General features: G+C 66.6%; 13 protein-coding genes. 4 read left to right on the top strand and 9 right to left on the bottom strand.

Features of this window, described 5'->3' with window-relative positions:
• Window positions 1–75: 75 nt before the first annotated feature.
• Entirely contained in the window at window positions 76–852 is a 777-nt protein-coding gene (locus tag A8V01_RS13740; RefSeq protein WP_103096407.1) for a transglutaminase-like domain-containing protein, read from the top strand.
• On the opposite strand, the gene A8V01_RS13735 is transcribed toward A8V01_RS13740, so the two are convergent.
• The 4 genes from A8V01_RS13735 to ftsE form a co-directional block, all read right to left on the bottom strand.
• Window positions 849–1,553, bottom strand: a complete 705-nt coding sequence (locus A8V01_RS13735) for a lysophospholipid acyltransferase family protein (protein ID WP_103096406.1) — start codon at window positions 1,551–1,553, stop codon at window positions 849–851. The genes A8V01_RS13740 and A8V01_RS13735 overlap by 4 nt on opposite strands.
• Window positions 1,550–2,089 carry a YdcF family protein gene (locus tag A8V01_RS13730; protein WP_103096405.1) on the bottom strand — a complete coding sequence of 180 codons (540 nt, stop codon included), beginning with the start codon at window positions 2,087–2,089 and terminating at the stop codon, window positions 1,550–1,552. The genes A8V01_RS13735 and A8V01_RS13730 overlap by 4 nt, the downstream gene beginning before the upstream one ends.
• A gap of 32 nt (window positions 2,090–2,121) precedes the next feature.
• Window positions 2,122–2,970, bottom strand: a complete 849-nt coding sequence (locus A8V01_RS13725; RefSeq protein ID WP_245892546.1) for a cell division protein FtsX — start codon at window positions 2,968–2,970, stop codon at window positions 2,122–2,124.
• A gap of 80 nt (window positions 2,971–3,050) precedes the next feature.
• Window positions 3,051–3,764 carry a cell division ATP-binding protein FtsE gene (gene ftsE, locus A8V01_RS13720; protein WP_103096404.1) on the bottom strand — a complete coding sequence of 238 codons (714 nt, stop codon included), beginning with the start codon at window positions 3,762–3,764 and terminating at the stop codon, window positions 3,051–3,053.
• A 177-nt stretch (window positions 3,765–3,941) separates the two neighbouring features.
• On the opposite strand from ftsE, the gene A8V01_RS13715 reads away from it, so the two are divergent.
• Entirely contained in the window at window positions 3,942–4,847 is a 906-nt protein-coding gene (locus A8V01_RS13715) for an MJ0042-type zinc finger domain-containing protein (protein WP_103096457.1), read from the top strand.
• Between the two features lie 311 nt (window positions 4,848–5,158).
• Here A8V01_RS13715 and A8V01_RS28625 read toward each other — a convergent pair whose 3' ends face one another.
• Entirely contained in the window at window positions 5,159–5,335 is a 177-nt protein-coding gene (locus tag A8V01_RS28625; protein ID WP_170065931.1) for a hypothetical protein, read from the bottom strand.
• Window positions 5,336–5,590: 255 nt separating this feature from the next.
• Here A8V01_RS28625 and A8V01_RS13710 point away from each other — a divergent pair, with 255 nt between their 5' ends.
• Window positions 5,591–8,098, top strand: coding sequence for a PepSY domain-containing protein (locus A8V01_RS13710; protein ID WP_103096403.1), 2,508 nt, complete (start codon window positions 5,591–5,593; stop codon window positions 8,096–8,098).
• 144 nt (window positions 8,099–8,242) lie between these two features.
• Window positions 8,243–8,425, top strand: a complete 183-nt coding sequence (locus tag A8V01_RS13705) for a hypothetical protein (RefSeq protein WP_146037259.1) — start codon at window positions 8,243–8,245, stop codon at window positions 8,423–8,425.
• A 720-nt stretch (window positions 8,426–9,145) separates the two neighbouring features.
• Here A8V01_RS13705 and A8V01_RS13700 read toward each other — a convergent pair.
• The 4 genes from A8V01_RS13700 to A8V01_RS13685 form a co-directional block, all read right to left on the bottom strand.
• Window positions 9,146–12,379, bottom strand: coding sequence for an error-prone DNA polymerase (locus A8V01_RS13700; protein ID WP_103096401.1), 3,234 nt, complete (start codon window positions 12,377–12,379; stop codon window positions 9,146–9,148).
• On the bottom strand, window positions 12,376–13,917 hold the full coding sequence (locus A8V01_RS13695) for a Y-family DNA polymerase (RefSeq protein WP_170065930.1): 1,542 nt from the start codon (window positions 13,915–13,917) through the stop codon (window positions 12,376–12,378). The genes A8V01_RS13700 and A8V01_RS13695 overlap by 4 nt, the downstream gene beginning before the upstream one ends.
• Entirely contained in the window at window positions 13,817–14,566 is a 750-nt protein-coding gene (locus tag A8V01_RS13690) for an ImuA family protein (RefSeq protein WP_103096400.1), read from the bottom strand. Before A8V01_RS13690 ends, A8V01_RS13695 begins: the two co-directional genes overlap by 101 nt.
• Before the next feature lie 99 nt (window positions 14,567–14,665).
• Window positions 14,666–15,850 (bottom strand): glycosyl transferase, encoded by a 1,185-nt coding sequence (locus tag A8V01_RS13685; RefSeq protein ID WP_103096399.1) that lies wholly within the window; start codon window positions 15,848–15,850, stop codon window positions 14,666–14,668.
• Window positions 15,851–15,965: the final 115 nt, after the last annotated feature.

Raw genomic sequence — 15,965 nt, 5'->3', positions numbered from 1 at the left:
AATCTCATCGGCTTTGGAGCTTCCTGCCGTCTCGCGCTTTGAGCGGGCGAAACTCCTGCTCGAAGGCCCGATGCCATGCAGCTTTCCATCCAGACCACGCTTGAATATGCCGTGCCCGGCCCCGTCGATGTGCTGCTCCAGATCGAGGCGGCGATCATCCCGGAACAGCACGTCGCGCATGCCCACATCGAACTGCCGCCGCTCGACCATTTCGCCCGCGTCCCCGCGCAGGCCTGCATCGGAGAGCGTATCTGGCTGCGCACCGCCGCGCCGCTGACCGTGCGCTATGAGGCACGGGTGGAGGTCGACCGCTTCCTGGCACCGGTAGATATGCTTGCCGCTGTCCCGCCGCACCTGCTGCCCGGCGAGACGATCGATTACCTGATGCCTTCGCGCTACTGCACCTCGGACACGTTTCACGAATTCGTGGAGAGCGAATTCGCCGGGCTGCAGGGCGGCGCGCGGGTCGGCGCCATCCGCGACTGGATCGCGGGCACGCTGACATACGAGCCCGGCTCAAGCGACGCCTTCACGACCGCCGCCGACACGTTCAACAGCCGCAAGGGCGTCTGCCGCGACTATGCGCACCTGATGATCGCGCTTGTCCGCGCCAGCGCCATCCCGGCGCGCTTCGCCAGCGCCTATGGCATCGGCGTGGAGCCGCAGGACTTCCATGCCATCGCCGAAGTGTTCCTCGACGGCGCCTGGCACCTTGTCGATGCAACCGGGATGACCACGCCGGACCGGGTCGCCAAGATCGGCGTCGGTCGGGACGCGGCGGACGTCTCGTTCCTCACCAGCTATGGCGACGTGGAGATGGTTTCGCAGACGGTCGAAGTGAGCGCGGCCTAGACGTTCAGCGCGTTGATCGCGGCGTGGACGCGCGCCTCCACCTCATCACGCGGGAGGCCGGGGGCGATGCGTTCGCCCACGCGCAGGGTGATCGTGCCCGGCTTCTTCCAGCGGCGGTGGTACAGCCGCCCGCTGTTCACCGCCACCGGCACGACCGGCAGCGCCAGCAGCTTGTAGAGCCCCGCGAAGCCCGACTGCAGCGGCGGTCGTTCGCCGGTCGGCACGCGCGTACCTTCGGGGAAGATCGCCAGCGGACGCCCCTGCGCCGCAAACCCGCGCGCGCTCGACACCATGGCGCGCAGGGCCTTGGCGCCCTCTCCCCGTTCGACGACGACCGTGCCATAGCGCCGCGCCGCCCAGCCCCAACCGGGGATCTCGGCCAGTTCCGCCTTGGGAAACGGCGCGGGACGCCGCATCTGCGCGGGCAGGTCGATCGCCTCGTAGAAGCTTTCATGCTTGATCGCCACCAGCACGCCCTCGTCCGGCAGTTCACCTTCGATGACAAGGCGGATGCCCAGCAGCCAGCGCGCGCACCAGCGATGGAACAGCGCCCATCCACGCACCGTCCGTCGCATCGCCTCGTCGCCGAACATCGATGCAACGAAGCAGGCGATGACCATGACCACGGTGCCCGGATAGAACACCAGGTAGAACAGCAGCGAGCGCACCACGTCCAGCGGGCTCACCTTTTCGGACTTCATCGCAGGGCTTCCCAGAGGTTGAGCGCGGCACGCGCCAGCAGCTTGTGATATTCGAGGAAAAGCGTGCTCAGGCTGGGGTGCGAAGGCACGCCGTCCAGTTCAAGGCGCACTTCGTCGGGAAATTCCCGCGCGATCTCCAGCGCGGCGCGGCGCATGTGCCAGTCCGCAGTGACCAGCCGCACCGACTTGGCGTTATGCTCCGCCACCCACTGCGCCGCCTCCACCGCGTTGGAGCGCGTATCGTAGGCGCGGTAGCCCAGCGTCACGCAGCAGCGCATCAGGCGTGCCGGCACGCGGAACTGCACCGCGAATTCGCGCGGGCGCACTTCGCGATCGACACCGGAAACGAGCAGGTCCGGGGCCTTCCCGGCTTCCAGCACCTTGACCGCATGTTCGATCCGGCCCTGGCTGCCGGTCAGCACGATGATCGCATCGGTCTTCACGCTCGCCGGCAGCGGTCCGGGGAGCGCCACGGCAAACCACAGGAACCCGAAAGCCCAGAGCAGCACGACAGATGCGGTGAAGCGGCGAAACATACGTTGATAGCTATATTAGGAGTTCGCTGCGGTTACAGCATCTTTCGCAGCGCGTGCAGCACGGTGAGCCGGGCTGTGAGCATGGCGAGCAGTGTCGCCAGCACCGGCACCAGCGCCAGGATCAGCCAATCGCTCCACACCAGCGCGCCGTTGTCCACCAATCCGGCCCCCAGGCCATCGAACCGCCGCCCCAGCGAAAGGATCACCACCAGCGCCAGCAGCAGCCCCACCGCGCCGCCGCCTGCGGCGTCATAGCCGATGGAACGCTGGAACACGCGCGCCACTTGTGCATCGGTGCCGCCCAGCAGGTGCACGATCTCGATGGTGTCGCGATTGGCCCCCAGCGCCGAGCGCGCCGCCAGCAGCACCGCCGCTGCCAGCGCTCCGGCCAGCAGGGCCACGATCACCATCGCCAGCACTTGCAGCGATACCATCGCATCGAACACCGGCTTCAGCCAGTTGGACTGCGCATCGATGCGTGCGGATGGCGCCACCGGCGTAACCCGCCTTGCGATCGCGGCCAGCTGCGCCGCACTGGCAGGCCCGTTCAGCCGAACGTCGATCAGCGCGGGCACCGGGATCGCCGAACCCGTGGCGGCGGCGATGCCGGTTCCCAGCCAGGGTTCGATCAGCGCATCCAGTTCCGCCTGCGGAACCTGCCGCAGACCCGCGACGCCCGGCATCGTCTTGATCGCCTCCACCGCACGGGTGGCCTGCTGCGCGCGCATGTCGGCGCGCGGCTCGATGATCTGGACGGTGACGCCGCCGTCGATCTCCGCCTTCGCCGCCGAAACGGCATTGCCCAGCGCCAGTCCTGCCGCCAGCGCGATGGCGGTCATCGCCACCATGATCGCGATGACCCACGGCATCGGCCCCGACATGCGCCCCTGCGGGATCAGTTCGACCCGGCTTCCGGCGTTGAACCACCGGCCTATGACAGACGCAGAAACGGAAGGGCCCCTCACGTCAGCTTCCTTGGCGGATAGCGCAGCGCGCCGGTGGGATCGGAAAGCCGCCCCTTGTCCAGCCGCATGATCAGGCTTTCGGGCACCTTGCGCAGCAGGTCGAGGTCATGCGTGGCGACGACAACCGTGGTGCCCTGCCGGTTGAGCATCTCGAACAGGCGGATCAGCTTGGCCGCCATGTCCGGGTCGACGTTGCCGGTCGGCTCGTCCGCCACCAGCATGGCGGGGCGGGCGATGACGGCGCGGGCGATGGCCACGCGCTGCTGCTCTCCGCCCGAAAGCGTGGCGGGGCTGGCATCGATACGGTCGGTAAGGCCCACCCATTCAAGGATATCGCGCACCGGCCCGGCGATATCCTTCTCCGCATGGCCCGCCACCCGCAGCGGCAGAGCCACGTTGTCGAAAGCGGAAAGATGCTCGACCAGCCGGAAGTCCTGGAACACCACCCCGATCCGTCGCCGCATCACCGGCAGGCGCGCACGCGGCAGGGTGATCGCGTCCGTCCCGAACATGCGGATGGCCCCGCGTGATGGGCGCTGCGCAAGGTACAGCAGCTTGAGCAGCGAAGTCTTCCCCGCGCCGCTTGCCCCCGTCAGGAAATAGAACCTGCCGGCATAGAGCGTGAACGTCAGGTCGCTCAGCACCTCACGATCGGTGCCGTAGCGCAGGCCGACATTGTCGAAGTGAATGATTTCCCCGTCGCTGGTCATGCTCGCCAAGGATCGTGTTGCATAAGGTAACTTGTCGGGAGCCGGGCCGAACTGGGATCGAACAGGCGACTTTCATGCCTATAGCCATCCATGCATGTGGAAAAAAGAGCGTCATGGCGTGAACCCACAGGCGGGGTGCTTGTCGCGCGCGAGCAAGGCGTGCTTATGGATGCGATCATGATCATCGCCTGTCCTGCCTGCTCCACGCGCTACGCTGTTCCCGACAGCGCCATCGGCGTGGAAGGCCGGACCGTGCGCTGCGCGAAGTGCCGCCACAGCTGGTTCCAGGAAGGACCGGAACTGGAGACCGAAGGGGCGATCGCCGCCCCTGCTCAAGCAGATGTGGCCGCGCCGCCGCCTCAGGTCGAAGCGCCTGCGGCCCCTGTTCCTCAGGCGGCTGTCCCGCAAGCTCCTGCTCCTCAGGCCCCCGCTCCTCAGGCTCCTGCCCCGCGCCCGGCCCCGCGCCCTGCGGTCGTCGTGCCGCGCGCGGCAGAAGCTGCGCCCGAACCCGCAGCAGAACCCCGCCGCGCCGATCCGATGCCGGCTCCCGCGCCGTCCCGGCGTTCCGGGCCGGTCTATTACGACGATACCGCCAACAAGACCTATGCCGACGAAGGGCCGTCGAGCTTCGATTTCTCGCCGCCGTTCCGCCCGCGCCGCAACTGGTCGCGGATCGGCACGTTCGCCGCGATCGTCTTCGCCGTGGCCACGCTTGGCCTTGCCGTGGCGGTCGCGGTGGGCGGCCTGCCGGACTGGCTGCCGATCCCGCGCGCAACATTCAGCCAGGCCCAGCCGGACCTCAAGCTGGATTTCCCGCGCGGCCGCCAGGATCGCAAACCCCTGCCCGACGGGACCGAATTCTTCAGCGTCAGCGGCACCATCACCAATATCGGGGCTGAAACGCGCAAGGTGCCGTCATTGCTGGTGGTGCTCAGGGATCGGCGCGAAACGATCGTCTACGCCAAGGAAGTGGTACCCGCAAAGAACCGCCTGGCCCCCGGCGAAACGATCACCGTCAACGAAGCACTGACCGACATCCCCAAGTCCGCAGCCGCCGCCGAGATTGGCTGGAAGCCGGACTGACCGCGGACGTTGCGGCCTTCGGCAAGGTCCGGAAAGGCAGGGCTCGAAAAAGCAGGGCTTGAAAAAGCAGCACCGTCAGGCCGCCTGCGATTAGCTTACAAGCTCGGGAACATCGTCCCGAGCTTGTGCAATCCGACTTTTCTTTTGTTTTTGCTACCCGAAGAACCCGTTTGAGGGTCCGACATGCGGCTCGCGGCGCGCCGGGGCCTGGCCCATGGCGGCAGCGATACCCTGCGGGCAGGTATATCTGCGTATTTTCACCTAATCTCAAATTACAAAGGTGCAATTCAAGCACTTAGGAGGCGCAGCATTCATGTCGCCAGCGATACTATGCCGGCCCAAAGCGCCAGGCTGAACAGCCCCGCCAACAGCCACCAAGTCCAGACAATCGGCCTTGCCCCGATCCGCATCGGCGCAGAACGCGTATCGGACGCAGCTTCACCCCTCTTGTGGAGGCCGCCCCCATCGCCGGGGTCTTCATTCGTCATGATCAGCAGTTCCAGCCATGAGGGCTTGTGATACCAGCGGCTACGCCCGCTGTCACCCGGCCCGCACGACCCGCGTCATGGGATCGGTGGAAGGCACGATAATCCCGCGCTTCCATGAAAACACTTGCTATTGCGATTTGGTCGCATTAGCCGAAATCCCCGTGAGAGGGAAGTGAAAGCCCGCAAGGCCAATCGGCTCGTGCTTTCTCCGGGGGGCGCTTCGAAAGGCGGCCCCGCATAGGGGGCAAGGCCGAAGTGACGCGGACGATTCTGTTTCAAATTCATTGGTTTCTGGGCATCACCGCCGGGCTCGTGCTGGCCGCAATGGGCCTTACCGGCGCATCGTTGAGCTTCGAGCACGAGATCATGCGCGTGCTGAGCCCCGGCATCGTCACGCTTGCCCCCGGTTCCGCCCCTGCGCTCTCCCCCGATGCCGTGATCGCGCGCGCTTCGGCAGGACGCGGCGGCCTGCGGGTCGAACGGCTGACCGTGGAAGCCGATCCCGCGCGCGCATGGCAGGTGCAGTTCACGGCGGAACCGGGCCAGCGACGCGGAGAGCGCAGCTATGTCGATCCGCGTAGCGGCCGCCTGCTCGGCCAGCCGGTGGGCGCCGGGTTCTTCCGCACGATGGAGGATATCCATCGCTGGCTGGCTCTGCCGGGCGGATCGAAAGGCTGGGGCCGGCAGATCACCGGATTTTCCACGATTGCGCTGATCTTCTTCGCTCTTTCCGGCCTCTACTTGCGCTGGCCCCGCCGCGCGCTGGACTGGCGGGCGTGGCTGGTGCTCGACTGGCGCAAGAGCGGGCGCAACCTCTACCGCGAACTGCACGTGATCATCGGCAGCTGGGTGGTGATCGCCTACCTGCTGAGCGCCTTCACCGGGCTATGGTGGTCCTACGAATGGTATCGCGAAGGCGCGCTGGTGGTGCTCACCGGCTCTGCCGAGCGCGAGGGTGATCATGGCGGGAAGCCGGACGATGCCGCGCCGCAGCCCGCCCTGCCGCTTGCCGCCGCTTGGCAGACGCTGCTGCGCGAGACTGGGGGGCGCTTCGATTCGGTGTCGGTAAGCTTGCCCGAAACCGGCACGAAAGCGACCTTCCGCGTGCTTTTGGCCGGGGCGCGGCATGATCGCATGACCGACAACATCGACATCGACCTTGCCGATGGCCGGGTGGGCAAAGCCGATCGCTACGCCGACCGCGCGCTGGGCAAGGTCGTCGCGACGAGCATGTTCGAGGTTCATCGCGGCGCGATATTCGGCCTTCCCGGCCGCCTTGTCATCTTCGTGACCAGTCTGGCGATGCCACTGTTCACCGTCACCGGACTGCTGCTCTACATCGCGCGCCGCCGCCGCAAGCGGGCGCTGGCACAGGTCGAGGGGCTGGCCGGAAGCGGGGACACGGGCAACGGGGACATGCTGGTCGCCTATGCCAGCCAGACCGGCGGGGCGGAGCGGCTGGCGCGGCAGACGGCGGCGGTCATGGGCGGCGCGAAAGTGCTGCCGCTGTCCTCGGTCGACGGCTCTGTACTGGCGGAAACCCGCCGCGCGCTCTTCGTCGTGAGCACGTATGGAGAGGGTGAACCGCCCGATCGCGCCCGCCGTTTCGCCAGGGAAACAATGGCCTCCCCGCTGGCGGTGGAAGATCTGGATTACGCCGTCCTGGCGCTGGGAGATCGCGAATATCCGCAGTTCTGCGCCTTCGGCCACGAAGTCGACCGCTGGCTTCATGCAGGCGGTGGGCGGCGGCTGTTCGATACCATCGAGGTCGATGGCGAGGATGTCGACGCCGAGCGCCAGTGGCAGCAGCAGCTGACCGCGCTGGGCGCCGATCCGATGGCCGCGGACTTTGCCCCGGCGCGCTACGCCCGCTGGCGGCTGGCGGCGCGCAGCCTGCTCAATCCGGGCAGTCTGGGCGGCCCTGCGTTCCTGATCGCGCTTGAGCCGCTGGAGGATGCGCCGCACGACTGGAAGGCCGGAGATATCGCGGAAATCCGCCCTTGCAACGATCCCGCGGCGGTTTCGGCGCTGCTGCACTCAACGGCACTCAACGGCACTCAGGAGGTACACAGCCGCACTCTGGCCGCACACCTTGGCGAATCCGTGCTGCCCGAAACGCTCGGCGGATCGGCGGAAGAGATCGTCGCCACACTGCGTCCCCTGCCCCACCGCGAATACTCGATCGCATCGATCCCCGGCGACGGGCGCATCGAACTGATCGTGCGTCAGGTCCGCCGCGATGACGGCACGCTGGGCCTCGGATCGGGCTGGCTGACCGCACATGCGCCGCTGGGAACCGAGATCGCGCTGCGCCTTCATGGCAACCCCGGCTTCCGCGTTCCCGATGATCACGGCAAGCTGATCCTGATCGGCAACGGCACCGGCCTTGCGGGGCTGCGCGGACATCTGCGGCAGGCGGCGGCAGCCGGCGTCGGCGGCCACTGGCTGATGCTGGGCGAGCGCAGCCGCGCATCCGATGCCTTCCTTGACGAAGAACTGCAGGGCTGGCTGGCCGACGGCACGCTGGCACAGCTGGACCGCACCTGGTCGCGCGATCCCGATTGCGGGCGCTATGTGCAGGACCTGATCCCGCAATCCGCCTCGTTCCTGCGCGCGGCCGTAGGGGACGGCGCGACGATCCTTGTCTGCGGCAGCCTGCTGGGCATGGCACCCGCCGTCGATGCAGCACTGCGCGCGGTGCTGGGCGACGCGCTGCTGGAGCAGATGGCCGAAAGCGGCCACTATCTGCGGGACATCTACTGAAGCCACAGCGACGGGGGGGGGGGGTAAGCGCCTTTGCCTCCCCCCTCGCCGCTCATGCTGAGCGGGGTTCAGATGTCTGATTTGGGTGGGAAGCGGACCGCAGGATTGCTAGCGTTCCTCATTCTTTCGCTGGGGCTAAGTCGTATGGCCATCGAGAACTCGAAAATTTTGAAGATGGGCATCCCTCTCGCCGGGTCCACATTTATTTTGGCTCTTGAATTCTTTCGCCACGGGCTCTCATGGCGCATCCTTGCCACACTAGGAGTCCTTGTTGGCGGCTACTTCCTCGCCTCAATCATTCTTGGTCGGAAAGCCAATCGACTATGACGGCCTGACACAGACCCTTGCGGCTATCGTGGTCACGAACGGGCTCGTCCGCAACGGGGCGATAGCGCTTGGGCCGCTTCCAGGGTTACCCACTAGCTAAACGGTGCTTTTTTTTATGCCGTCACAGATACCGTAAGGGCGCCATCGACCGCCTAGGTCTAGGCATTTGTCGATTGCGGCTTGGCCGTGCAGCCGCCAGCCTACGTACAGGCCAACGCTGAAGGTAGCCACAAGCAGTAGCACCATCTTGAATCGGCCCTGTGTCACTCTGAGTCCTCCACTCCGTCGTTACAATTTTGCTGTGTTCTAGTCTGAACTACAATGTCCTCAATGGGGTGCTTGCGATCCGGAAGGATTTCGGCGTGAGTGGGTGGTTAGCGGACTTAGCGAGCATTTCCAACGAAGCCCAAATCGACAGGTAACCCACTAAGTTTGAGTTCGTGTAACAAGCACATGGTTTGCCGCTGCGTTAGCGTTTGAGGATCAACCCAACGGGCTTTCTTGTTCGCCCAAACTAGCTTTTCCTTAGGTACTTCACATTTTTCGGCAATCGCCCTCAACAACTCGGTCGCCCGGCTTCCGTTGTCGCTGGGCGCGTTCGCTAATGCAGAGTATAACAAGAGGAGGACTGCTGCCATTTTCATGCGATGTGACTGCCATGGCGACGAAGTGGCTGCAACGGGGCGCAAGCTGCCTCCCACCACCAACGAGAGAAATCCGTCAGTGGAAATCGCGGGAGCGGGGCAGGATGCGCACGTTGCGGGGGTGGCCGCGGGTCGAGTGGCCTGAGGTGGGGCGGTTGGGATCGTAGACCGGATGCCTCACCGCGTCGCCCGGCATCGGTTCGGGTCTTAGCGCAGGAGGCGCGGAAAGGCGGGACAATTCCTCGCTGGCGTCGGTCACGCGATCGACCATCAGGTGAACGACGCCTTCCTTGCTGTGCTGCACTTCACCGTCGATCACCATCAGCCGCGCGGCCATCACCGCGCGGCGCTGCTTTTCGAAATCGCGCGCCCACAGCAGCGCGTTGACCACGCCGGTCTCATCCTCGATGGTGATGAAGATCGCGTTGCCCTTGCCGGGGCGCTGGCGGATCAGCACCACGCCTGCGACCCGCACTTTCTGCCCGTCTTTCGCCGCATTCACCCCCGCGCAGGTCCGCGCGCCCTGCCCTTCGAAGTGATCGCGCAGGAACTGCATGGGATGCCCCTTCAGCGACAGGCGCTGCGTCTGGTAATCGGCAACGACTTCCTCTGACGGCGCCATCGCCGGAAGCGCGGCGTCGGGCTCGGCCGCCAGTTCGGGCGCGTCGAGCGCGGCGAACAGCGGCAGCTGCACCGCCGGAACCCGCCGCGCCTCCCACCCCGCCTGCCGCCGGTTCTGCCCCAGCGAGCCAAGCGCATCGGCGTCCGCCAGCAACCGCAAGGCGCGCGAAGGCAGGCCCGCCCGGCGCGCGGCATCCTCCAGACTGACGATGGGGGCGACCTTGCGCGCCGCCTCCAGCGCCTTCGCCCATTCCTCCTTGAACCCGCCGATCTGCCTGAGGCCAAGGCGCAGCACGCGTTCGCCTTCCAGCGTGTTGTCCCACTGGCTCGCCGCGATATCGATGGGCCGTAACTCGACGCCATGATCCCTGGCATCACCCACAAGCTGTGCGGGGGCATAGAATCCCATCGGCTGGCTATTCAGCAACGCGCAGGTAAACGCCGCAGGATAATGGCATTTCAGCCATGACGAAACGTAAGCGAGCCACGCGAACGCCTGCGCATGGCTCTCGGGGAAGCCGTATTCGCCGAACCCTTTGATCTGTTCGAAGCAGCGCTCCGCGAATTCTCGCGGATAGCCGCGCTTGACCATGCCTTCCACCAGTCCATGCTGGTGATCACCCACGGTGCCGGTCGCCTTGAATGTCCCCATCGAGCGACGCAACCGATCGGCCTGCTCGTCCGTGAAACCGGCAGCGACGATTGCCAGCCGCATCGCCTGCTCCTGAAACAGCGGAACCCCCAGGGTCTTCTCAAGAACGTCCTTTATTTCTCCATCAGGCCCCGGATACTCGACCTCTTCCTCCCTGTTGCGGCGGCGCAGATAGGGGTGCACCATTCCGCCCTGGATCGGCCCCGGTCGCACAATCGCAACCTGAATGACCAGATCGTACAATTTTTTGGGTTTCATGCGCGGAAGCATCGCGATCTGGGCTCGGCTTTCCACCTGAAACGTACCGATGCTGTCGCCCCGGCGCAGCATTGCATAAGTGTTCCCATCCTCCTTAGGAACGGTATCCAGCGTCAGGTTTTCCAGTCGATGATGGCGCAGCAGGTCGAAACTCTTGCGGATCGCCGTCAGCATGCCGAGCGCCAGAACATCGACTTTCATCAGTTCCAGCGTTTCGAGATCGTTCTTGTCCCACTCTATGAAAGTGCGATCGGGCATCGCTGCATTGTGAATGGGCACCAGTTCGTCGAGCCGTCCCTCACTGAGCACGAAGCCGCCGACATGCTGCGACAAATGCCGGGGATAGCCGAGCAGTTGCCCGACCATGTCGCGCATGCGCTCGACTTCGGGATTGGCAGGATCGAAGCCCGCTTCGGTCAGGCGGTTCTCCGGCAATTCGTCGCCACCCCAACTGCCCCATACGGTTCCGGACAGGCGCGCGGTGACGTCTTCGCTAAGGCCCAGCACCTTGCCCACTTCCCGGATGGCACTGCGCTGGCGATAGCTGATGACCGTGGCAGCAATTCCCGCCCGCTCCCGACCATAGCGGTTGTAGATGTACTGCATGACCTCTTCGCGCCGCTCGTGCTCGAAATCGACGTCGATGTCCGGCGGTTCGTCACGTCCCGGAGACAGGAAGCGCGAGAACAGCAACTTCTGGTCGACCGGGTCGATGGGCGTGACACCAAGAAAGTAGCAGACCAGCGAGTTTGCCGCGCTGCCGCGACCCTGACACAGGATCGGTGGTTCAAGGCTGCGTGCGTGCCGGACGATGTCGTGGACAGTCAGGAAGTAATAGGCATAGCCTTTCAACCGGATCAGGCTGAACTCTTGATCCAGCACCGTTTGATACTCAGGTGTCAAGCCATCCGGGAACTTCTCCTTCGCTCCCTCCAGGACCAGGTGTTCCAGCCAGGCCTGCGGCTCCCACCCTTCGGGCACGGGCTCATGCGGGTATTCGTATTTGAGATCGTCGAGGGTGAATTGCACGCAGTCCAGCACGTCCTGCGTCGCCGCCAGCGCATCGGGGCAGGCGCGGAACAGGCGGGCCATTTCGGCCGGGGGCTTGAGGTGGCGTTCGGCATTGGCGGCAAGGCGGCGACCGGCGGTCTGGACGGTCAGCCCCTCGCGGATGCAGGTGAGAACGTCCTGCATCGGGCGGTCCTCCGGCGTGGCATAGAGCACGTCGTTGGTGGCGATCAGCGGCACGCCCGCGCGCGCGGCCAGCGCCATGCGCTGCGCCAGCACCCGCGCATCACGGCCCGTGCGCGGCATCGTGGCGGCAAGCCAGAGTTTCGGCGTCAAGGGGCGCAGGGTGGCGAGCAGCGCTTCGTCGCCATCCATGGCGATCAGCGCCAGATCCTGCGCGTGCTCGACAAGGTCGGGAAGGTGCAGTTCGCATTCGCCCTTGTGCGCACGCCGGTTGCCCACGGTGAGCAGGCGCGTCAGGCGGCCCCAGCCGTGGCGGGTCATCGGATAGGCGACCACGTCGGGCGTGCCGTCCGCAAAGACCAGCCGCGCGCCGACGATCAGGCGCAGCCCGCTTTTCGCCCGCCCCATCTCCTTCCATGCGCTGTGCGCACGGACGACGCCCGCCACGGTGTTGCGATCGGCGATGCCGATGCCGGTCATCCCCATCCCCAGCGCACGCGCAACCATCTCCTCCCCCGGCGAGGCCCCGCGCAGGAAGCTGAAATTGGTGGCTGTAACCAGTTCGGCGAAGGGCGCTAATGTGGTCATGGGAACAGGCCGTGCAGATACCAGCGCGGGTCGGGCTTTTCGCTGAACAGGCCGTGGCGGAAGATCCAGTAGCGGCGGCCATCGGCGTCCTCGATCCGGTAATAGTCGCGCGTTTCTCCCGCACCGCCGGGCATGTGGCCGCCGCGTTTCAGCCACCATTCCGCGCCGATCCGCTCCGGCCCCTCGGCCAGCGTGACGTCGTGGAGGCGGCCCTTCCAGCGGAAGCGTTGCGGCGGGCTGTCGGGGACACCGGCGATCGCCTCGACCGGCTGGGGCGGATCGAACAGCAGCAGCGGGCGAGGCGGGATGCCCTGCGGCTTCGGCCACGGCGCACCGCGCAGGCGCAGTGCGGGGACGAGGGCCTGTGCCTTTTCGGGCAAGTGGCGGTCGCGCGGGATCAGGCGGCGCACGCTGTCCTCGCCCAATCGCACGCTGAGCTGGTCGACAAGGGCGGAAACGTCGTCGGCGTTCTCTTCCTTCCCGCTCTCCAGCAGGATCTGGCGCGAGGGCAGGTGATCGGCGTGGAGCACCGCCAGCGTGATCGCATCGAAGCCGAAACCGGGGTCGAGCGGGTCGGACAGGGTATCGATCCGTTCCCGCAGCAGGCGCATCACGGCGGCGGGATCGCGCACCGCAAGGCCCGTCTCCACCACCAGCCGCCGCCGCTGGTTGTCGCTGCGGTGAAGCGTGACCGCCCAACGCCGCCCGCCCAGCTGGCGCTGCTCCATCGTGCGGGCCGCCTGCGCCAGCATGTCCTCCACCACTTCCAGCGCATCGTCGGTGCGGCCCAGCGGTTCGGGAAAGCGCGTCTCCAGCCGGATCGGATCGGTCAGGCGGACGGGGATGACCGGGCTGCCGGTCTCCCCCAGAATGGCGCGCAGGCGGCTGACCGCCAGTTCACCGAAGCGCGCCGCCAGCCCCGCCATCGGCCGCGCGGCAAGGTCGCCCAGCGTCTCCAGCCCGGCGCGGCGCAGGCCCGATAGAGCACCCTCGTCCAGTTCCAGCGCCGCGATCGGCAGGGCGCGCACGTCGCCCTTTCCGCCGAGCCGGGCGCCAAATCTTGCAAGCGCGCGGGCGGCGGCGGCATGGGGGGCAAGGGCATGGCGAGTGGTCGGGCCGACGTCCTTCACCACGCGGCGCACCAGCGCTTCCTCTCCGCCAAACAGGTGCGCGCAGCCGGTCACGTCAAGCAGCAGCCCATCGGGCGCATCCAGCGCGACGAGCGGGGTGAAGGCGATCATTGCGCCTGCCAGCTGCTCCAGAACGCGGGCGTCGGCGACGGGATCGTGAGGCGCGGTGGCAAGGTCCGGACAGCGGGCGCGCGCGTCGGCAAGGGTCATGCCGCAGGACAGGCCCTGCCGCATCGCGGTCACGTCCACGGCGGCAAGGCGCAGCGCCTGTCCATCACGCGCGACAAGGGCCTGCGGGGCCTCTCCTTCAGGCAGTACGCCGGAGCGGCGCGCGCGTTCGCACGGCAGGAAGGGGAACCACAGTGCCAGGTAGCGGCGGCCCGCGCTCTTCGACGTCCCATTCTTCATTGACGGACCGGGTATCGAGGGGGAGTTCGCGGAAACCGCCATGTTCTTCATTCCATTCCAGCCGCCAGCGCTGCCCTGCCGGGCCGCCGCGCCTGCGGACGAGTTCGACGAGCAGCGTCGTCGCTCCGGGCGCGCCCATCTCCAGCGGGGTCGAGGGGGCGCTGGAAACCGTCCAGCGGGTATGCGCGGCGCTGGGCCGCGGCTCGGCATCGCCGCGCAGGATCACCACCGGGATGCGCGATCCTTCCGCCGCAAGGATCAGGCGGCGGCTGGCGACGAGGTCGTATTCGCGCATTGTCCCCCAGCTTTCGATCAGCACCGCCGCCGGGCCGCTGCTGCGCGCCGCGTCCAGCCCCGCGCGCAGCAGGGCGGCATCGTTGCGGGCATCGACGATCACCAGCCGCGCCGGGTCCACGCCAAGCACGCGCAGCCCTTCCCCGCACGGCAGCAGCGCTGCACCTTTACGGCGGGGGCGCAGCAGAAGGATGGGGCGCGTCTGCTCCGCCTCTACCGTGCCGAAGGCGAAAGCCAGCGCCGAGGCCCAGTCCTCCCCCCCCGCATGAACTTCATGCAGCTGCGCGCGGGCAAGGCGTGGAAGCCGGTCTGGGGGCGGATCTTGCGTACAGGCGGGGGCCTGAGGGGGGGACATGGGACGAGCCTGCGAATCGGAAACTATGTTCTTATTATGTTCACATTCCGGACGCAGGTCCACACCACCCTTTCACACTTCCCGAACCCAGGGGAAAAATCAGGCTACCGCCGCGAGCGCCCTTGGCTTCAGGCCCGCGAACTCTTCCACCTTGTCGGCGGCTTCGCGCACCGGGCAATGTGCCCCGAAGCTGGGAGTGCCGTCCGCCAGCCAGGCGATGCCGTCGATGGTATAGGCCATGCGTTCGCGCTGCCACTGGACATAGGCGCCGTGCGTGGCGAAGGCCCGTTCGATCGCGGCCACCGGGTCGGCATCGGCGCCGATCACTTCGCCAAAGTGCCACATCGCATAATCCTCGCTGTCCTGCCACGCGACGCCCTTGGCATCGACGAACAGGCAAGGGCGCGGGCGGGCAAGGAATTCGTAGACCTGGCTGCTGACGTCACCGACATAAAGGTCTGCGCCCAGCGTATAGGTCATGTCGTTGCAGCGCGGCGAACCGAGGTCGACGATCACCTGCCCCGCAACTGCCAGCGCTTCCCATTCGCGCCGCTTTGCCGCGCTCCAGCGCTTCGCCAGCCGCACGTGCGGCGCAACGACAAGGTTGTAGCGCCCGTCCGCCACCACCGCCGCCACAAGTCGCCGCCCGAACGCCTCTATCGAGGAAAGCTTCTTGGAAAAGTGCGGGTTGTAAAGGATCGTCGGCCGCCCGTTGTCGAACAGCGGAGGCTTTGCCAGCGCACCGGCAAGCACCGTCGCCAGCTTGACCGGGCCGGTGACGGTGCAATCCTGCGCCGTCACGAAGCCCGCTTCGACAAGGCGATCGCGGTCCTTGCGGCCTGCCAGCATGACGTGGTCGAACAGGCGGAAGCGCGGTTCGAAACCCACGGCGCGGTCGCCCGCGCCGTGAGGGATGTGGAGGATCGGCGGGCAATCGCCGGGCAGGCGCTTGAGCATGGTGGACGTGCGCTCTGCACACAGGATCACCGCCGCATCGCGCAGGCGCTGCGCCCAGATCGTCAGCCGCGCCGCCTTGTGCAGCGTTGCGGGCAGCAGCACGGCAGCGGCGGGCAGGCGCATCACTTCCACTTGCGGCAAGTGACCGCCCCTGGCGAAGTCGACCGCGGCGGCGGCCTCCGCCTCGGTCGAGACGAACAGGCGCACCTGCCCCGGATGGCGCCGCTCCAGCTCGCAGGCCACCGGCAGGAAATGGCCGAACTGATGCGCCCCGCCGATGGCGAGGACGTGGATGCGGGCGTTGGAGCTGGCGTTGTTAAGAGACATCGTGCCCCATTACCGCCGCGACGTGGCGCGACCGTGGAGCCTTCATGTAGATTTGCCCATGTTTCAGACACCTGCGGGCAATGCCCGGATTCGCCGCCATGTGCCCCCCGTCACG

This window comes from Novosphingobium guangzhouense (assembly GCF_002896965.1).
Classification (GTDB): domain Bacteria; phylum Pseudomonadota; class Alphaproteobacteria; order Sphingomonadales; family Sphingomonadaceae; genus Novosphingobium; species Novosphingobium guangzhouense.
This window is presented reverse-complemented; position numbering and strand designations above follow the sequence as displayed.